We start from the raw sequence: 19,020 nt of genomic DNA, 5'->3' as shown, positions 1-19,020 counted from the left end.
GGCTGTAGAAAGTGAACAAATTATAGTGACAAAGGGATGTTATCCAGTGACAACATGCAGTTTTACCCTATTCTTCTTTTGATATTACCAAATAACCCCTATCTTTGCAAAATCTATCAATCTGACAGTAATTGCGTAATTACACCAACAAAATTATTAGATAATGAATAAAATCATTAGCAAAGAACACTTTTCTGAAAAGGTCTTTAAGTTAGTCATTGAAGCACCATTGATTGCCAAATCACGTAAGGCAGGGCACTTTGTCATTGTACGTGTGGGCGAAAAAGGCGAACGTATGCCGCTTACCATTGCGGAAGCCGACCCGGTAAAGGGAACCATCACACTGGTGGTTCAGGAAGTCGGGCTCTCCTCTACCCGTCTTTGCGAACTGAACGAAGGCGATTACATTACGGATGTTGTCGGCCCGTTGGGACAAGCTACGCACATTGACAACTTCGGTACTGTGGTCTGTGCCGGAGGTGGTGTAGGCGTAGCTCCCATGCTCCCTATCGTGCAAGCGCTGAAAGCTGCCGGCAACCGCGTCATCACCGTACTGGCAGGACGTACCAAAGAACTGATCATCCTTGAAAAGGAGATGCGCGAAAGCTCCGACGAAGTCATTATCATGACCGACGACGGCTCCTACGGACGAAAAGGTCTGGTGACGGAAGGCGTAGAAGAAGTCATCAAGCGCGAGAAGGTGAACAAGTGTTTCGCCATCGGCCCCGCCATCATGATGAAATTTGTTTGTTTGCTGACAAAGAAATACGAAATCCCCACGGATGTATCCCTGAATACGATTATGGTTGACGGTACCGGCATGTGTGGCGCCTGCCGAATCACCATCGGAGGAAAGACCAAATTTGTATGTGTGGACGGCCCTGAGTTCGACGGACATCAAGTGGACTTCGATGAGATGCTGAAGCGTATGGGCGCTTTTAAAAGCATCGAACGCGAGGAGATGCACAAGCTGGAAGAACCTCAGACCTGCCAAGCTACCGGTGAAAACATGGAAGATGAGAAAAGCCGTAATGCTGCATGGCGTCAGGAGTTACGCAAATCCATAAAAGCCAAAGAACGGACTGCCATTCCACGCGTGGAGATGAACGAGCTCGATGCAGAATACCGCTCGCACAGCCGCAAGGAGGAAGTCAACCAAGGGTTAACGAAAGAACAAGCGCTGACAGAGGCCAAACGTTGCTTGGACTGCGCCAACCCCGGATGTACGGAAGGTTGTCCGGTAGGTATCGACATCCCCCGCTTCATCAAGAACATTGAGCGCGGTGAATTCCTCGAAGCGGCCAAGACACTGAAAGAAACCAGTGCGCTGCCTGCCGTCTGCGGTCGCGTCTGTCCGCAAGAGAAACAGTGCGAATCCAAATGTATCCATCTGAAGATGAACGAAAAGCCGGTAGCCATCGGCTATCTGGAACGTTTTGCCGCTGACTACGAACGAGAGAGCGGACAAATCTCCATACCTGAAATCAAGGAAAAGAACGGTATCAAAGTAGCTGTCATCGGTTCAGGTCCCGCCGGTCTGTCATTTGCCGGAGATATGGCGAAGTATGGCTATGACGTGACTGTTTTCGAAGCACTGCACGAGATTGGTGGTGTATTGAAATACGGCATTCCTGAGTTCCGCCTGCCCAACAAAGTGGTGGATGTGGAAATTGACAACCTTGCCAAAATGGGAGTAGAATTCGTCAAGGACTGTATCATCGGCAAGACGCTCAGCGTGGAACAACTGGAAGAGGAAGGCTTCAAAGGCATATTCGTAGCTTCCGGTGCAGGACTGCCCAACTTTATGAACATCCCCGGCGAGAACTCCATCAATATCCTCTCGTCCAATGAATACCTGACCCGTGTCAACCTGATGGATGCGGCAAGTGAAGATTCCGATACACCGGTTCCCTTCGGCAAATGTGTAGCCGTGATAGGCGGCGGTAATACTGCCATGGACTCCGTGCGTACTGCACGCCGCCTCGGTGCAGCGCGCGCCCTAATTATCTACCGTCGTTCGGAAGAAGAAATGCCGGCACGTATCGAGGAGGTGAAACATGCCAAGGAAGAAGGTGTAGAATTCCTGACCCTCCACAACCCAATCGAATACATTGCCGACGAACAAGGAAAAGTGAAACAAGTGGTGCTTCAGAAAATGGAACTGGGTGAACCGGATGCCAGCGGACGCCGCAGTCCCGTACCCATCCCCGGAGCCACGGAAACCATCGACATTGACCTTGCCATCGTCAGCGTAGGTGTATCTCCCAACCCGATTGTCCCAAGCTCCATCAAGGGACTGGAATTGGGCCGGAAAGGAACGATTGCCGTCAACGATAACATGCAGTCGTCCATCCCGACCATCTTTGCCGGAGGAGACATTGTCCGCGGAGGTGCTACCGTAATCCTTGCCATGGGAGACGGACGAAAGGCAGCAGCAGCGATGAACGAACAGCTAAAAAAATAAGAATCTGTCATGAAAGGTGGAGACATACGAACTCCACCTTTTTTATTCTACTACAACCTCTCCTTCTACTTTCCCCTTCTAATATACAACTTAATATTTCAAGAATATGAAACATATTCATCTATCCTTCCTTCTCTGTCTGGCTTCCCTATTGGCAAGCGCCCAAGAGCCCCTAAACGGGGATTCCCTTGCTTCAGACTTTCGGTATCTGGTAAAAGAACTGACAGCAACCCATCTTGACCCTTACAGCGGCTTCGGAGGAAAAGTATTCTTCTACGAACAAGCTTTCCATCTGGAGAACGAGTTACGCCGGACTCCCAGTACGAAACAGACCTTTTTTGACAAGGTAAGCATTTTCCTATCCAATCTGCAAGACGGACACACCTACCTTTTACCTCCCACAGCCAATCAACAAGCAAAGCAGCGTTACCTGGCACTGGAAGTACGCACCATCCCCGACGGCATTATACTTCAAGGAATCCCTGAAACGTACAAAGACTTGTTAGGTAGCCGTATCACAACCATCAACGGAGATTCTTTAGAAGAGGTACTGGCCCGCACTGCCGCTATCCAAGCCAGTGAAAACCTATATGACCGTTATGCCAATCTATGCAAGTCCATGCCTACGGAACATTTCTTGAGACAGCTTTTCCCTGAAATGAAAGACAACCTTCACCTCTCACTTCTTACTCCCGACGGCAAATCAAGAGGATTAACCCTTCCCTTATTGTCAAGGCAGGAAGTGCAAAACACACCCATGCAACACAATAACAGTTGGAAAGCTTATACAGACAAACAACTGACCTATCAGTTCGTAGACAACGACAAGCAAATAATGCTCATCAATATCAACAGTATCATGGCACGGGATAATTTTGAGTATATGCAAAAACAAGGGCTGAAAGATTTATACCGGCAAATAGGATTCTATTATCGGGATATCTTGAAACAAGATATGCCCGCCGATACCCTGCAAGCCATTCGGCAACTCCCGTCCCTTTCCGAAGTTTTCGCCCATATGTTGAAAGAGATGAAGAAGGAAGCCTCCTCCACTCTCATCATAGATTTGCGCAACAATAGCGGCGGCTGGACTCCGATTGTCCTACCCACACTTTACCAACTGTTCGGTGACCACTTCCTGCAAACGGATATGGATATAAAATTCTATCGTATCATCTCTCCCCTCTACATGCAAAAACTACAGACAAACTTGCAGGATTTCAACCAAACATACGGAACAGACTATACCTACGGTGACTACACTTTTAGTACGGACGAAGCAGATACCACAAACATAGAACAGCGACGGGCCGACTTCATCGAGAACTGTATGTCCAGTGTACCGGAAGAACTGAGAAAGCAACAAGGAAAGGCGCTCTATACTCCGGAACACATTTACGTCATTACCAACGAACGTACCTTCAGTGCAGCTTTCCACTACACTTTCTATCTGTGGAAAATGGGTGCTACCCTTGTAGGAATACCCAGTGGACAAGCCCCCAATACCTATATGGAACAAACCTTATTCCGGTTACCTTATACCGGCATGCAAGGCTCTATCTCCAACTCCATACAAATATGCTTTCCGGGCAAAGACCGGTGTGCCCACACACTTTATCCGGACTTGATGCCCACCTATCAGGACTACCAAAGATATAATTTCGATGTCCAAACTGAGATTCTGTATTTACTCGATAAGATTAAATCGGCTCCTCATTCTCATACGAACCCTGCGGGGAAGAATCAGAAGTAAAAACAAAGCCCCGTTTACAGAAAAATTGCAAACGGGGCTTTATTTCCATATTTCAATAAAGAGACTACTTCACCACCTTGTTCGTTGCCGGGTCGGGGAAAATCACCGTCGGCTTGAATGACTTGGCTTCTTCAAAGTCCATCAGCGCGTAGGACATGATAATAACGATGTCATCAGGTTGCACCTTGCGGGCTGCCGCACCGTTCAAGCAAATTTTTCCAGAGCCGCGCTCGCCCTTAATAATGTAGGTTTCAAAACGTTCACCGTTATTATTGTCGGCTATATACACCTTCTCGCCGGCAATCATGTTGGCAGCATCCATCAAATCCTCATCAATCGTAATGCTTCCCATATAGTTCAGGTTTGCTTCCGTGACGCGGGCACAATGGATTTTCGACTTCAACACTTCAATCATCATATCTTTATAAATTACGAATTACTAATTATAAATTACAAGGCAGCAGGCTCTTTGTACTTGATATTGTCAATCAGACGGACTTCCCCGCAGAACACCGTGATACAACCCACAGCATAAGAGGTTTCCTCCCAATCGGCAATCTTCTGTAAGGTACTGCCATCCACCAGCTCAAAGTATTCCAAACGCAATCCGGGGGTGGCTGCGATGGTGTCTTCCACAAACTTCTGTGTCTCAGTTACCGTATGCGAGGTTGCAAAGGTACGACTTTCAAATAAAGTCTGCGAAATTCTCAGTGCATTTTTGCGTTCTTCGGCAGATAAACGGGCATTGCGGCTGCTCAGAGCCAACCCGTCTTCCTCACGAACAATGGGACAGCCTACAATTTCCAAAGGATACTTCAGTTGGCGGACCATCTCGCGAATAATTGCCAGCTGCTGGAAATCTTTCTCGCCGAAGTAGGCACGATCCGGCTGCACAGCATCAAACAGTTTGCTCACAATCTGGCAAACACCATTAAAATGTCCCGGACGGAATGCCCCTTCCATCACTGTGTCCAGCGGTGCATAGCTGAAACGGCGGGTATCCGGTTCCGGATACATCTCCTCCACCGAAGGAGCAAAGACAAATGCCGCTCCACACTCCTCCAGCAAACGGCAATCAGCCTCCGGCGTACGGGGATATTTCACTAAATCATTCTTGTCATTAAACTGGGTCGGATTTACAAAAACGCTTACTACGGCAGCGTCATTTTCTGCCACACAACGTTTCACCAATGAGGCATGACCGGCATGCAAGGCACCCATCGTAGGTACCAGACCTATCTTCTTTCCCTGGGCTCTCAAAGCCGAAAGTCCGGCCTGCAAGTCCTTGATAGTATGTACTATTTCCATTTTAATTGGTTATATAATAACTTGGTTGTTCTCAAAAGCGGTGCAAAATAAACCATTATTTAGCATATAAAGAAGAAATATCACAAATTAATGCAAAACTCAGTACACTTTCCGACAATTCCAAAAGAAGATTTCTCACTGAACAACAATCAGTTAACAATTCATAAGGAATTATAGACGGGCTCTGTTTGCTTTATTGCCCGATTTTTTTTATATCTTTGCAGAATAATTGAGAACATTGTTATTATGACAAAGGCGAACAAGGTTTTATTTATAACCCAAGAAATTACCCCTTACGTTTCAGAATCCGAAATGTCCCTCGTAGGCAGAAACCTACCTCAGGCTATTCAAGAAAAAGGCAGAGAAATCAGAACGTTTATGCCAAAATGGGGAAATATCAACGAACGCAGAAACCAGCTGCATGAGGTGATACGACTCTCCGGCATGAACCTCATCATTGACGATACCGATCACCCGCTCATCATCAAGGTTGCCTCTATCCAGTCTGCACGTATGCAAGTATACTTCATCGACAACGATGACTACTTCCAGAACCGCTTGCAGGTAACAGACGAAAATGGTGAAGAGTATGAAGACAATGATGCCCGTGCCATCTTCTATGCCCGCGGCGTACTGGAAACGGTGAAGAAACTGCGTTGGTGTCCCGACATCATCCACTGCCACGGCTGGATGACCGCTTTAGCGCCTCTGTACATCAAGAAAGCCTATAAAGACGAACCTTCTTTCAGAGATGCCAAAGTCATATTTTCCCTTTATGAAGATGACTTCAAACAAGCTTTCCACACAGACTTTTCTAACAAGCTATTGTTGAAAGGCATTGCCAAAAAAGATATTGCAGGATTGAAGGAACCCATTGACTACACAGCACTTTGCAAACTGGCTGCTGACTTCTCCGACGGCATTATACAGCAAAGCGAACACGTCAATGAGGAAGTACTGAACTATGCCCGCGAATCCGGAAAGCCCGTATTGGAATATCAATCTCCCGAAAACTTTGCTGAAGCCTGCAACGACTTCTACGACAAGGTATGGAAAACAGAACAAAAATAAAATCGATTTAGACAGTTAAAACTATGAAAGTAAGATATCTGGGAACATTACTTTTGGCAGTCCTGACTTTCTTTGGATGCGATGACAACACCGGCACATTAGGCCTGGGTATGTTGCCCGATTCTGACGGCATGTCAGCGCATACTGCTACTTTTAATGTAACAACATGTTCATTTCCCGTTGATTCCGTATTTGCCAAAACGAGTACCGGCTATATAGGCAAGTTTTCCGACCCGGAATTCGGTTATTACGAAACAAGTTTCCTTACGGAGCTGAACTGTACGGAGAACTTCTCACTTCCGGAAGTGTATAAAGTGACCGAATGGGACAGTGAAGGAAATCCAATCAAGGCAACAGGTACAATGACTGCCGACTCGGTAGTTTCAGTACAACTGGCAGTCTATTATTCCAGTTGGTTCGGCGATTCCCTGAATGCATGCCGAATGAGTGTCTATGAACTGGACAAGAAGCTGGACAAAAATCGCTATACCAACATCAATCCAGAGGAGTACTACAATAAGTATGACCCCAAGTCCCTGCTCGGACGTAAGGCTTATTCAGCTTTCGACACGTCTGTTCCAGACTCTGTGAGATTTGAAAAGGACAATAACGGTTATTATACTTTCTATCCCAATGTAACGTTCCCATTGGACAAGAAAACCTTCGGCGAAGACAGAATATTGAAGGTTTATCGCGAGCATCCCGAATACTTTAAAGACGCCGCAACTTTCATAGACAAGATTTTCAAAGGAGTATACGTGAAGAGCGATTATGGAGATGGAACCATCCTCTATGTGGATTATGTGGCTCTGCAAATGCAATTCCGTTTCCACCACGTAAATGATACTACCGGTGTAGCACTGAAGAAAAAAGATGGTACAGACTCTTTGTTCTATAGCATGCAAACTGTATTCGCCTCTACCAAAGAGGTTATCCAGGCAAACCAGTTTCTGAATTCTGATTTGATAAAAGCAAAGGCTGCCGAAACTCAACATACCTATATCAAATCTCCTGCCGGTATCTTCACTCAAGCTACCATGCCATACGATTCAATATACAATAAACTGACCAATGACACCTTGAATGCCGTGAAGTTAACTTTCACGAATTATAATATAAACAGTGACTATGAATATAGCATGAGTGCTCCCAATGACGTGCTGTTGATACGTAAACAAGACTTGAAAAGCTTCTTTGAAGAGAACAAAGTCATGGATAATATTACCTCATTTACAACCACCCACAATGCATTTGCCACTAATCAATATGTATTCAGCAACATCGCCCGGTTGGTTACCACTTGCATCAACGAAAAACAAGCTGCCAAGAAAGCCGCCAAAGAAAAGGCCGGCAGTTCTTGGAATGAGACAGAGTGGGAAAAAACTTGGAACAAAGAAAATGAAGACTGGGATAAGGTATTGCTGATTCCGGTTTCCATTACCTATGACAACAGTACAAGCAGTAGCGGCAACAAAACCATAACCGGTATCCAAAACGACCTCAAGCCGGGATATGCCAAACTGAAAGGCGGTCCGAAAGAGAATGCAAAAGGCGAAGTGGAATCGCCTCTGAAGATAGAAGTTACATACACCAGTTTCAACAAGTAACTGACAGATATTCCATAAAAAAGCCTTCCGCTCTACAATGAGCGGAAGGCTTTTTTATGATTGATGGGAAAGCTGCCGATATTATTCAGCAGCCTTTTTAGTTGTTTTCTTTGCAGCAGGCTTTCTGGCAGAAGCCTTGGCCTTTGCCGTTTTTTCTGCGGCAGATTTAGCTGTAGCCTTGCCCTCTTTCTTTTCCGCAGCCTTTATCTTCTCCAGTTTGGTCTGCGCTTTCGCCAATTCCTTATGAAGTTCCTCTATCTCGGTACCTTGGTTTTGGATAGTGGTCAGCAATGCATTCAGTTCTTCATTATCTATATCTACCGGATAAAGAGAATCGACACGTTTGATAAAGTCACCAAGAATATTCATATAATTGGTGAAAGCATCAAAAGGAGATTCATAAATGCCACGGTTCAAACCGACACCGCTTTGCTTGGTAGTCATGAAACGGAAGTTGTTACTTGCCTGCAGATAATCCCAGTCTTGCTTGATACGACGGTCATCACAGAGATGGACACGTTCGGCAACACTATACAACTTGTTGAATGCTTCACGCTGCATCACGTTACCCAGCCAGCAGCTGGTATCTCTTTCTTCGTCCACCCAAGACATCGGATATGGAACGTCCAACTGGGAAACAGATTTCAGTTTAGTAACGATTTCCGTCGGTGTGGAGAAAGTAATCCCCTTTTCTTTGGCACAGTATGGAAGTGCCTTCAGGAATTCCAGAATATTGGAAGACAACGGCTGTGCCATGCCCAGAGCAGAGAGTTCCATAAAGATGTTGATGACCTGCTCTTCCTGCGGTAAAGCATCAATCCAGTTGATGTACTTGTCGGCAAACAAAGGATACTCGTTCCACTCGGAGTTGGAGAAGCGTAGGCTGATGTCGTCAGACAGCTTAAAGTCACGCAACAGCAACTTCAAGTTAGGATTCATGGAGCAATGGTATACATAGTGCGGACTCTTCCAACCCAAAACATGCTTGGCTCCTTCCGTCAGCATGCCCTTGAATCCCAAAGCTGCCACCATCGCACCAATCTCGTCATTATAAATCAGGCTGGAATTACGAAACACCTTCGGCGCCTTACCGAACATTTGCTTCATCTTAGCGCTCTGACGCATCACCTCTTCCTTGAAGCAATCCTCGTTGGCCAGAGAAGAAAGGCCATGAGAATAAGGCTCGGCAAGGAACTCACAGCAACCAGTATCATTCAGCTGGTGCAACAAGTCGATGACAGCCGGTGCATATATTTCCAACTGCTCCAGCGCAACCCCTGAAATGGAGAAAGCCACTTTAAACGCACCTCCGGAATTCTTCACCATTTCAATCAGAGTGTTCAATGCCGGGATATAAGAGCGTTCGGCTACATCATTGATACTGGTTTCATTGGCATAATCATCGTAGTAATAATGATCGATACCTATATCAAAGAAACGGTAACGTTTCAGATGAATGATTTGATGTATTTCAAAATAAAGACAGATAGTTCTCATTTCTATTATTGTTTTTGTTATTTACCATAGTTTCTTAACACATCCTCATAGAGGGCGCGGATTCTCAAGCCTACTTTTTCCCACGTGATTCCATCCACTTCCTTCTTGCCTTCCTCCTGCAGATATTGGAAGAGAGCGGGATTAGTGCAGAGAGAGTAAATGGCATCGGCCATTGCATGAATGTCCCAATAATCGGTCTTGATGACCTTATCAAGAATTTCACCGCATCCCGACTGCTTTGAAATGATGGAAGGAGTTCCACACTGCATGGCTTCCAGCGGAGCAATACCGAAAGGTTCGGAAACGGAAGGCATAACGAATACATCACTGTTCTTATAAACCTCATATACCTGCTTTCCCTTCATGAAGCCCGGGAAATGGAACCGGTCGGCGATGCCCCGCTCGGCTGCCAGATTAATCATGGCATCCATCATATCTCCCGAACCGGCCATAACAAAGCGGATGTTACGGGCACGCTGCAATACCAGTGAAGCAGCTTCCACAAAGTATTCCGGTCCCTTTTGCATGGTGATGCGGCCAAGGAATGTCACAATCTTCTCTTTGGAATGGTCGGGACGTGGAATGTCCTGGTATTCCTGCGAGAGAGGATAGACGGCATTGTGCATGGCAAACACCTTCTTGGGATTCTGATGGTACTGCTCAATAACCGTGCGACGGGTCAGTTCGGACACGCACATGATGCAGTCGGCATAATCCATACCGTTCTTCTCCATAGAATAGACGGTAGGATTGACTTTTCCACGTGAACGGTCAAAGTCCGTAGCATGCACATGGATGCAGAGCGGCTTTCCGCTCACCATCTTGGCATGCACTCCGGCAGGATACGTCAGCCAGTCGTGGGCATGAATAATATCAAATTCCTGCTGGCGAGCCACTACTCCGGCAATCACCGAGAAGTTGTTTATCTCTTCGTGCAGGTTGCCGGGATAACCGCCGGCAAAGTCCATGCAGCCTATGTCATTGACGTGCATATAAGAGAAATCCGAATAGATATGGTCGCGGAAAGAATAATAATCTTCCGGCGTCATGTTGCGCGTCAGCCTCGACTTCAAATAATTGTAATCGACATCACGCCACACGATAGGCACCTGGTTCATGCCTACTATCTTCAAGAAGTCCTCTTCTTCACCCGTCGGCTTGGGCATGCAGAAAGTAGTTTCCACATCGCCCTGCAAACTTAATCCTTTAGTTATTCCATAAGAAGCAACCGCAAGACCACCATATATTTTGGGAGGAAATTCCCATCCAAACATTAAAACTTTCATCTTCGTTCCTCCTTTTATAAATTATACTTAGACAATAACTTCAAGATACGCAGGATTTCTGCCGTATTCATGGCAAATGACACCGCCCCTCTTCCTACAAACGGAGGATTACCATCGAAGAGTTCGGGCAATGCGCCAATACAATGGGAAGTCATTTCATCTTCCATACCGATGAGGTATCTTTCTACAAACGACACGCCACTCACTTTATAGATACGCAGATATGCTTCCATGTAAAAACCCATCAGCCACGGCCATGCCGTACCCTGATGATAGGCATAATCTCTTTGAATCTGAGGACCTACATAATTCGGATTGTATCCGCCACTCTTGGGGCTCAGTGTACGCAAACCCTTCGGAGTCAACAGTTCTTTCGTCACAATATCGAGTACCTGCTTTTTCTGGGCCCTATCCAACGGAGAATAGTCAAAAGCAACAGTAAATATCATGTTGGGACGTACACTCCAATCCATCATATAACCATCCACATAGTCAAACAGATAGCCATACTCATTGCGGAATACGTCTACGAAAGACTTTCCGGTAACTTCTGCCTGAGCGTCCAGTGTATCAGCAAGAATTTCATTGCCTCCCTCCCGCACCATATCGGCTACAAAACGCAGGGCATTGTACCACAGTGCATTCACTTCCACAATATAGCCCGTACGCGGAATAACCGGACGGCCATTGGCGGTAGAGTTCATCCAGGTAACCGCTTTCTCGGTACCATTGGTATACAACAATCCATTTTCGTGCAGGAAGAGATTGCCATGCCTGCGTTCACGGATATAGTCAACAATCTCCTCAAGGAGATTACCGTACATCTGCCGGCAATTTTCACGCGAAGTCTCCTTAGCATACTGCTGTAAAGCCCAGACAGCCCACAGCAGCACATCCGGATGCTCCATCTCGTATATCTTATAGGAAGAAGGTTCTCCATTGATAAATTCACGGATAGCCTTTTCGGCTGTTTTCATCACGTCTTCAAATTCATCTTGCTCGCCTAAGGCCAAAGTAAGACCCGGCAGGGAGATGAACAAGTCACGGGCACGGCACTTGAACCAAGGATAACCTGCAAGCACATAATGCTCCTCTCCCTGCTTGTTGTGGAACTGGTGCGCCGAGTTTTTCAGACAGTGGTAAAAGCTGTCACGCGGAGTGCGGTCGGCCACCTCGGACTCAAAAGTCTGCTTCAGCTTGCGGGGGGAAATCTCGGAAATACCGGCGGAGAAGACAACGTTTTCCCCTTTCTTTATATCAACTTCAAAATATCCCGGCACATAAAGGTCTTCATTGAAGTCATATCCGCGTTCCTGTTCTTTAGGATACTCAATACCACGATACCAGTCAGGCTGGAAGTGGAACTCATTCTTTTTGTTGAGCTGCATGAACAACTCCGGATAACCAGGATACATGCAGGTTTTAATGCCATTCTCTACCAACTGATAGTCGCGGCTTGCCTGCGCATTTTCGTGCGTGTACTCGCGCACACTGCGGAATGCCAGGAAAGGGCGGAATCTGAGTGTAGTTGCCGAATGGGCATCGACCAAGGTATAACGAATCAGAATCCGATTTTCATGATGTACGAAAATCTTTTCTTTACGAAGGATGACACCTCCTACACGATAGGTAGTTGTGGGGATATTTTCACAGTCGAACTCTCGAATGTACTTGTGTCCGTTAGGACTGAAGTGGTTCCCTTGATACTTATGCAACCCCAGGTTGAACTCCGCACCGTGCTGAATTACAGTTTCATCCAAAGAAGACAGCAGCACATGGTTTTCATCATCAAGGTTGGGGACCGGTATCACCAACAGACCGTGATATTTGCGTGTGTTACAATCTACAATTGTTGTACAATGATAGGCTCCCGACCTATTCGTCCGCAATATCTCCCTTGGCAAAGATTCTTGCAGATTAATCATCAGGGTCTTGTCAAATCGTAAATAACTCATAGTTGTGCATTATTTAAAGGTTAATTATTTCGGTATATGCGCTACAAGCCATGTAGCGATGCCCAAAAATACGAATTAAAGCTTATAGGCAAAATAAAAAGTCAGTTTTTTTTCGGTTTTCGTCAAATATTCCGTAGTATTGTACAAAAATAGCAATCACTGTACGAAATATGAAGCATGATATACGCAGAATGGCATTGGCGGCGGTTATACCCCTATTCCTGCTATTCATTTTATACATTTTGAAGTTTTTGGAGATAGGCATGGACTGGAACTTCACACAACTGGGAGTATATCCGATGGAACAGCGGGGTATGTTCGGAATTTTCGCACATCCACTGGTGCACAGCAGCTTCAAGCATCTGCTCGCCAATACGATTCCACTCTTTTTCCTGATGTGGTGTCTGTTCTATTTCTACCGCCATATAGCCCCCTACATTTTCTTTGCCATTTGGATAGGATGCGGTACACTTACCTTTCTTATAGGGAAACCGGGATGGCATATCGGAGCCAGTGGCATTATATACGGACTGGCTTTCTTTCTGTTCTTCAGCGGCATACTGCGCAAACATGTACCGCTTATCGCCATTTCACTGTTGATAACGTTCCTATATGGCGGCCTGGTATGGAATATGTTCCCACAATTTGCAAAGGCCACCACTTCTTGGGAAGGACACCTTAGCGGAGCCATAGCAGGCACGCTATGCGCCATATGCTTTATGGGATACGGACCACAACGGCCTGATCCGTTTGCCGGAGAGGAGGAAGAGGAAGACACGGAAGAAGAGGATTCAGAAAAAGAGGATTCGGACCACAAGGCAGAAGAGGACAACAGCACGTTTAAGAAACAATAAAAAAAACAAAAAGAGGGGCAAAGAGTTTACAGTACACCTTGATAATGTCTACTTTTGTTTCAAAACAAGAAGAAAAAGCATCATGAATACAATGTTTGATACATTATTGCAACTGCCACTCTTTCAAGGACTCGCACAAGAAGACTTTACCAATATCCTAGGAAAAGTCAAGCTGAACTTTACAAAGCATAAAGCCGGCGAAGTTATCGTGAAAGCCGGTGACACATGCAGTCAACTGATATTCGTATTGAAAGGTGAAATCTCCTCATGTACTTCATCCGCTAATACCTCATACAGCTTCACGGAATATTTTCAAGCGCCTTATGTCATCGAGCCACAATCCCTATTCGGGATGAGCACCTCCTATGTCTCGACCTATACCGCCCAAACTGAGACCCACACTGTTAGCATAAGCAAGGCTTTCGTCATGAGCGAATTGTTTAAATATGATATATTCCGCCTGAATTACATGAATATCATCAGCAACCGCGCGCAAAGTCTGAGCAACCGCCTTTGGGCAGAAAACACCGACAACCTTGAAAGACGTATCGGCAACTTTATCCTAACACACATCGAACGTCCGGCAGGCAGGAAAACGCTGAAAATAAAAATGGAAGAACTGGCCCAGGTGGTCAATGATACCCGCGTGGGAGTATCGAGAGCGCTGAACAGCATGCAGGAGAAAGGTCTGCTCGAACTGCACAGAGGCGAGATGATGATTCCCAACGCAGAAAAACTCTTATAACCACCTGAACCGAGATTTCCTACAACACCTTGTCTATCACTTTCTTTATCAAGGATTCCATCACTTTATACCCTTCCAGAGTGGGGTGTACCCCGTCCTTAGTATACAAGGGGTTCAAGGCGTTATTGCCGTCTTCCGCCTCTACCATCTCACTGTAATAGTCGACATAAGGAATCTTGTTCTCCTTAGCATATGCCCGTATTCTGGCATTCAGCTGCATTATCTTTTGCGGAGCATCCTTCACCGAAGAATTCCAGCCAAAAGCAGCGGCAGGCAACACAGATGTCAAAATCACCTTTATCTTATTAGCCCGTGCCAACTCAACCATAGACACTATATTTCCAAAAGTGTATTCTTCATTATAAGCGCCTGCATTTTCCGCTACGTCATTGGTACCTGCATTTATCACGACCAGCGCCGGAGCAAGCTTGATGACATCCTCACGAAAACGGAGCAGGAAATGGGAAGAAGTCTGCCCACTTATACCACGGCCCACATAGCCATTTTTTTCAAAGAAAGCGGCATCATTTGCCACCCATCCTTCTGTGATTGAGTTGCCCATAAAAACCACCCGGTCCTTTTGCTTTCCCTTCCGTACCAGTTCCTTATTTGCCTCTGCATAACGTTTCAAATTTCCCCAATCCTGCTTCTGCGCGTCAGAGGCTACCCAAGGTATGCACAAAAAGACAGCAATCATACATAAAAGTTTCATTGTTCTATTCTTTGTTGTTTTTGTCATAAAAAAACAGCCCCACCATTTTTAAGGTGAGGCTATCATTATCATTGGCCAGTCTCACTCCCACTCGATTGTCGCATTGGGTTTCGGAGACATATCGTAGCAAACACGGTTGACGGTCTTCACTTCCTTGAGGATACGGTCTGTAATCTTCATCAGGATGGGCCAGTCTACCGGCTCGACGGTAGCGGTCATAGCATCCACCGTATTGACGGCACGGATAATGACGGGCCAGTCGAAAGAGCGCGCATTGTCGCGTACACCTACAGATTTGAAATCGGGCACCACAGTGAAATACTGCCATACCTTCTTATCCAGGCCTGCCAATTGGAATTCCTCACGCAGAATGGCATCCGACTCGCGTACAGCCTCCAAACGGTCGCGGGTAATGGCTCCCAGACAACGCACTCCCAATCCGGGACCGGGGAACGGTTGACGGTAAACCATCTCGTACGGCAATCCAAGCTCTACACCGCATGCACGTACTTCGTCCTTGAACAACTGGCGCAACGGCTCCACCAGTTCAAATTGCAAATCCTCGGGCAGACCGCCTACGTTGTGATGAGACTTCACCATCTTGGCTGTTTTTGTACCACTCTCTACAATGTCGGGATAGATGGTACCCTGTCCAAGGAAGTCGATGCCGTCCAGCTTACGGGCTTCTTCCTCAAAGACGCGGATAAACTCTCCGCCGATAATCTTGCGCTTCTGTTCAGGGTCGGCCACGTTTTCAAGCTTGGAGAGGAAACGGTCTGTGGCATCCACGTATATCAAGTTAGCCTTCAGCTCCTTGCCAAAGATTTCCACCACGGCTTCCGATTCGCCCTTACGCATCAACCCGTGGTTCACGTGTACGCAAACCAGCTTGTCGCCGATAGCTTTCAGCAGCAAAGCAGCCACCACGGAGCTATCCACACCACCGGACAGTGCCAGCAGCACCTTACGGTCGCCTACCTGACGGCGTATCAATTCTATCTGGTCGTTGACGAAATTCGTCATGTTCCAATTAGCCTCAGCCTTACAAGTATCGAATACGAAAGATTTCACAGCATCCTTGATGGCTTCCACATCATCCGTAAACTGCGGCAGCTTCACTTCACACAACGCCTTGTCGTGTCCGGCGGCCATCACGGGGAACCCTGCTTCGTAAATCTCGGGCAATACATCGATAGATACCCCATCAACCACATTATTGGGACCACCGTTGATGATGATACCTTTCACATTCGGCAAAGCCTTCAGTTCGGCAGCGGTAATATCGTGCGGGTATATTTCGCTATATACTCCCAACGCACGAATCGCTCTGGCAAGCACTGTGTTCTCATGGCTTCCCAAATCCAGAATCACAATCATATCCTGCTTCATTCTTCTATATTGTTTTTAAGTTAATAATTTCAGTCGGTCTTATTCCCATTCTATTGTGCTGGGCGGTTTTGAAGAGATGTCATAGGTTACGCGGTTCACACCTTTCACTTTATTAATAATGTCGTTGGACACCTTGCCCAGAAATTCGTAGGGCAGATGCGCCCAGTCGGCCGTCATGGCATCGGTGGAAGTAACAGCACGCAAGGCCACCGCACGTTCATAGGTACGTTCGTCACCCATCACGCCCACACTCTGTACGGGCAGAAGAATGACGCCCGCCTGCCAGACCTGATGGTAGAGCGATGTCTCGTTGCCGGCGGCATCCTTCACTTTCCAATCACGCAAGCCCTGGATGAAAATATCGTCGGCTTCCTGCAAGGTCTGTACTTTCTCTCGTGTTATATCCCCCAGAATGCGGACAGCCAGTCCCGGGCCAGGGAAAGGATGACGAGTAATCAGATGTTCGGGCATTCCCAATTCGCGTCCTACGCGGCGTACTTCGTCCTTGAACAGCCACTGCAACGGCTCGCACAGACGGAGGTTCATCTCCTCGGGCAGACCGCCCACGTTGTGATGGCTTTTGATGGTCTTGCCCGTAATGTTCAAGCTCTCGATGCGGTCGGGATAAATGGTGCCTTGTGCCAACCAACGGGCATCGGTAATTTTGTGCGCCTCGGCATCGAAGACTTCGATGAAATCGCGGCCGATGATTTTACGCTTCTGCTCAGGCTCGGTCACTCCCTTCAAATCCTTGAAGAACTTCTCACTGGCATCCACACCAATCACATTCAACCCCAGACACTCGTAGTCGTGCATCACATTCTTGAACTCATTCTTGCGAAGCAGTCCGTGGTCTACAAAGATGCAGGTCAGGTTCTTACCGATGGCACGATGCAGCAACACGGCGGCTACCGAAGAGTCTACACCGCCACTCAGTCCCAAGATAACGCGATCGTTGCCAAGCTGCTCCTTCAGTTCGGCCACAGTGGTATCTACAAACGATGCGGCGCTCCAGCTTTGACTGCAACCGCAGACGTCTACCACGAAGTTGCGTAGCATCTGCGTACCATCCTCGCTATGAAACACTTCCGGATGGAACTGCACTCCCCATATCTCCTCGCCGGACACCTGGTAAGCAGCAATCGCTACCTTGTCCGTAGAAGCTATAATCTTGAAATTGTCGGGAATGGCTGTAATCGTGTCTCCGTGGCTCATCCATACTTGGGTATTCTTCCTTACCCCTTTGAAAAGGACATTCTCCGAATCGAAAGAACCGAGATGGGCACGTCCGTACTCGCGGGTTCCTGCCGGCTCCACCCGTCCACCGTTGCTGTAGGAGATAAACTGTGCACCGTAGCAGATACCCAGAATGGGATATTTCCCACGAATCCCGCTCAAATCTACCTTGAATGCACTCTTATCATAAACAGAAAAGGGGCTACCCGAAAGGATAACTCCTTTTACACTCTCATCTCCGTATGGAAATTTGTTGTAAGGTACAATCTCGCAATAGACATTCAGTTCGCGCAACCGGCGGCCTATGAGCTGCGTGGTTTGCGAACCGAAATCAAGAATAATAATCTTCTCTTGCATATAAATCCGTATAGACTTTAATAAATGATTTGCAAAAGTAGAAAAAGTAAAGGAATTATTAGGGATAATGTGACAGAAAAACGCTTTTTTACTAAAAACAGCTTTAAATTCAGGCAAACACTATCCACAAATATACGAAAAGCTATTCTCACCACAGCCGTGTTGTTTTCTTACCACAGCTATGCAACTTGCTTACCACAGCAATGTTATTTTCTTACCACAGCTGTGGTAAGATTATTGCTTAGCACAAAAAGGAACAGTTTCCGGCAGTGTCGGGAAGAGTTAAAGGTACCAATGTAATTAATATGCCAACCGGCACATTAACCACATTATGAAGTTCTGCTTCGATATTACTTTTCTTTCAGCAAGTCACGGATTTCGGTCAGCAGCACCTCTTCCTTGCTCGGTACGGGGGGAGCCGGAGGAACGGCAGGCGCCTCTTCTTTCTTCTTTTCAGTCAGTTTGGTCAACAACTTTATAAACATGAAGATAGAGAATGCTATAATCAGAAAGTCGAAAGTGACCTGCAAGAAATTACCGTAATTCAAGGTCACGGCAGCAACCTCTTTCCCATCCACCATTTCGGCAGGTTTCAGCACCCACTTCAAGTCTGTAAAGTTGACACCGCCCACCAGTAACCCGATAGGAGGCATAATCACATCTGCCACGATGGAAGAGACGATTTTTCCAAATGCCCCACCGATAATCACACCGACGGCCATGTCTATCACATTGCCCTTCATGGCAAAAGCCTTAAATTCCTGTAAAAATGAACTTTTTCCCATC

At 46.6% G+C, this 19,020-nt stretch carries 15 protein-coding genes; 6 read left to right on the top strand and 9 right to left on the bottom strand.

Features of this window, described 5'->3' with window-relative positions:
- Positions 1-163 precede the first annotated feature (163 nt).
- Positions 164-2,464 (top strand): bifunctional dihydroorotate dehydrogenase B NAD binding subunit/NADPH-dependent glutamate synthase, encoded by a 2,301-nt coding sequence (locus EYA81_RS12625; RefSeq protein WP_131225878.1) that lies wholly within the window; start codon positions 164-166, stop codon positions 2,462-2,464.
- Between the two features lie 106 nt (positions 2,465-2,570).
- Positions 2,571-4,217: a S41 family peptidase gene (locus EYA81_RS12620; RefSeq protein ID WP_131225876.1), complete on the top strand. Its 1,647-nt coding sequence runs from the start codon at positions 2,571-2,573 to the stop codon at positions 4,215-4,217.
- 64 nt (positions 4,218-4,281) lie between these two features.
- Here EYA81_RS12620 and panD read toward each other — a convergent pair whose 3' ends face one another.
- Together panD and panC are read right to left on the bottom strand one after the other, a co-directional pair.
- Positions 4,282-4,635: an aspartate 1-decarboxylase gene (gene panD, locus EYA81_RS12615; protein ID WP_005823568.1), complete on the bottom strand. Its 354-nt coding sequence runs from the start codon at positions 4,633-4,635 to the stop codon at positions 4,282-4,284.
- A 32-nt stretch (positions 4,636-4,667) separates the two neighbouring features.
- On the bottom strand, positions 4,668-5,525 hold the full coding sequence (gene panC, locus EYA81_RS12610; RefSeq protein ID WP_117965911.1) for a pantoate--beta-alanine ligase: 858 nt from the start codon (positions 5,523-5,525) through the stop codon (positions 4,668-4,670).
- Positions 5,526-5,771: 246 nt separating this feature from the next.
- Between panC and EYA81_RS12605 the strand changes: the two genes are divergently transcribed.
- Positions 5,772-6,596, top strand: coding sequence for a glycogen/starch synthase (locus tag EYA81_RS12605; RefSeq protein ID WP_117601131.1), 825 nt, complete (start codon positions 5,772-5,774; stop codon positions 6,594-6,596).
- Positions 6,597-6,619: 23 nt separating this feature from the next.
- The gene (locus tag EYA81_RS12600; RefSeq protein WP_117601132.1) at positions 6,620-8,203 is read left to right on the top strand and encodes a DUF4270 domain-containing protein; all 1,584 of its coding nucleotides are present in this window, start codon (positions 6,620-6,622) and stop codon (positions 8,201-8,203) included.
- Between the two features lie 81 nt (positions 8,204-8,284).
- Here EYA81_RS12600 and EYA81_RS12595 read toward each other — a convergent pair whose 3' ends face one another.
- Genes EYA81_RS12595 through EYA81_RS12585 form a run of 3 tightly spaced genes read right to left on the bottom strand, consistent with a single transcriptional unit; the run spans position 8,285 to position 12,941 of the window.
- A complete protein-coding gene (locus tag EYA81_RS12595; protein ID WP_131225874.1) occupies positions 8,285-9,700 on the bottom strand; it encodes a glycoside hydrolase family 57 protein in 1,416 nt (471 codons plus the stop codon).
- 17 nt (positions 9,701-9,717) lie between these two features.
- Positions 9,718-10,986 (bottom strand): glycosyltransferase family 4 protein, encoded by a 1,269-nt coding sequence (locus EYA81_RS12590; protein WP_008666090.1) that lies wholly within the window; start codon positions 10,984-10,986, stop codon positions 9,718-9,720.
- A 14-nt stretch (positions 10,987-11,000) separates the two neighbouring features.
- Complete coding sequence (locus EYA81_RS12585) at positions 11,001-12,941, bottom strand: glycogen debranching enzyme N-terminal domain-containing protein (protein ID WP_117965905.1); 1,941 nt, start codon at positions 12,939-12,941, stop codon at positions 11,001-11,003.
- Between the two features lie 170 nt (positions 12,942-13,111).
- Here EYA81_RS12585 and EYA81_RS12580 point away from each other — a divergent pair, with 170 nt between their 5' ends.
- On the top strand, positions 13,112-13,795 hold the full coding sequence (locus tag EYA81_RS12580) for a rhomboid family intramembrane serine protease (RefSeq protein WP_117965902.1): 684 nt from the start codon (positions 13,112-13,114) through the stop codon (positions 13,793-13,795).
- A gap of 82 nt (positions 13,796-13,877) precedes the next feature.
- On the top strand, positions 13,878-14,540 hold the full coding sequence (locus EYA81_RS12575; RefSeq protein ID WP_117601136.1) for a Crp/Fnr family transcriptional regulator: 663 nt from the start codon (positions 13,878-13,880) through the stop codon (positions 14,538-14,540).
- A 19-nt stretch (positions 14,541-14,559) separates the two neighbouring features.
- Here the strand turns inward: EYA81_RS12575 and EYA81_RS12570 are convergent, their stop codons facing one another.
- The 4 genes from EYA81_RS12570 to mscL all read right to left on the bottom strand — a co-directional run bounded on the left by EYA81_RS12570 (position 14,560) and on the right by mscL (position 19,019).
- The gene (locus tag EYA81_RS12570; protein WP_117965899.1) at positions 14,560-15,252 is read right to left on the bottom strand and encodes an SGNH/GDSL hydrolase family protein; all 693 of its coding nucleotides are present in this window, start codon (positions 15,250-15,252) and stop codon (positions 14,560-14,562) included.
- An 81-nt stretch (positions 15,253-15,333) separates the two neighbouring features.
- Complete coding sequence (gene guaA, locus EYA81_RS12565; protein WP_117601138.1) at positions 15,334-16,641, bottom strand: glutamine-hydrolyzing GMP synthase; 1,308 nt, start codon at positions 16,639-16,641, stop codon at positions 15,334-15,336.
- Between the two features lie 39 nt (positions 16,642-16,680).
- Positions 16,681-18,234, bottom strand: coding sequence for a glutamine-hydrolyzing GMP synthase (gene guaA / locus EYA81_RS12560; protein ID WP_117965893.1), 1,554 nt, complete (start codon positions 18,232-18,234; stop codon positions 16,681-16,683).
- A gap of 350 nt (positions 18,235-18,584) precedes the next feature.
- Complete coding sequence (mscL, locus tag EYA81_RS12550) at positions 18,585-19,019, bottom strand: large-conductance mechanosensitive channel protein MscL (RefSeq protein WP_117601141.1); 435 nt, start codon at positions 19,017-19,019, stop codon at positions 18,585-18,587.
- Between the last annotated feature and the right edge of the window lies 1 nt (position 19,020).

It is taken from the genome of Bacteroides sp. A1C1 (assembly GCF_004328515.1).
In the GTDB taxonomy this organism is placed as follows: Bacteria; Bacteroidota; Bacteroidia; order Bacteroidales; family Bacteroidaceae; genus Bacteroides; species Bacteroides uniformis.
This window is presented reverse-complemented; position numbering and strand designations above follow the sequence as displayed.

What these genes read in the sequence shown, in the direction of transcription:
- EYA81_RS12625 (WP_131225878.1), top strand. Translation starts at nt 164, where the DNA reads ATGAATAAAATCATTAGCAAAGAACACTTTTCTGAAAAGGTCTTTAAG.
- EYA81_RS12620 (WP_131225876.1), top strand. Translation starts at nt 2,571, where the DNA reads ATGAAACATATTCATCTATCCTTCCTTCTCTGTCTGGCTTCCCTATTG.
- panD (WP_005823568.1), bottom strand. Translation starts at nt 4,635, where the DNA reads ATGATGATTGAAGTGTTGAAGTCGAAAATCCATTGTGCCCGCGTCACG.
- panC (WP_117965911.1), bottom strand. Translation starts at nt 5,525, where the DNA reads ATGGAAATAGTACATACTATCAAGGACTTGCAGGCCGGACTTTCGGCT.
- EYA81_RS12605 (WP_117601131.1), top strand. Translation starts at nt 5,772, where the DNA reads ATGACAAAGGCGAACAAGGTTTTATTTATAACCCAAGAAATTACCCCT.
- EYA81_RS12600 (WP_117601132.1), top strand. Translation starts at nt 6,620, where the DNA reads ATGAAAGTAAGATATCTGGGAACATTACTTTTGGCAGTCCTGACTTTC.
- EYA81_RS12595 (WP_131225874.1), bottom strand. Translation starts at nt 9,700, where the DNA reads ATGAGAACTATCTGTCTTTATTTTGAAATACATCAAATCATTCATCTG.
- EYA81_RS12590 (WP_008666090.1), bottom strand. Translation starts at nt 10,986, where the DNA reads ATGAAAGTTTTAATGTTTGGATGGGAATTTCCTCCCAAAATATATGGT.
- EYA81_RS12585 (WP_117965905.1), bottom strand. Translation starts at nt 12,941, where the DNA reads ATGAGTTATTTACGATTTGACAAGACCCTGATGATTAATCTGCAAGAA.
- EYA81_RS12580 (WP_117965902.1), top strand. Translation starts at nt 13,112, where the DNA reads ATGAAGCATGATATACGCAGAATGGCATTGGCGGCGGTTATACCCCTA.
- EYA81_RS12575 (WP_117601136.1), top strand. Translation starts at nt 13,878, where the DNA reads ATGAATACAATGTTTGATACATTATTGCAACTGCCACTCTTTCAAGGA.
- EYA81_RS12570 (WP_117965899.1), bottom strand. Translation starts at nt 15,252, where the DNA reads ATGAAACTTTTATGTATGATTGCTGTCTTTTTGTGCATACCTTGGGTA.
- guaA (WP_117601138.1), bottom strand. Translation starts at nt 16,641, where the DNA reads ATGAAGCAGGATATGATTGTGATTCTGGATTTGGGAAGCCATGAGAAC.
- guaA (WP_117965893.1), bottom strand. Translation starts at nt 18,234, where the DNA reads ATGCAAGAGAAGATTATTATTCTTGATTTCGGTTCGCAAACCACGCAG.
- mscL (WP_117601141.1), bottom strand. Translation starts at nt 19,019, where the DNA reads ATGGGAAAAAGTTCATTTTTACAGGAATTTAAGGCTTTTGCCATGAAG.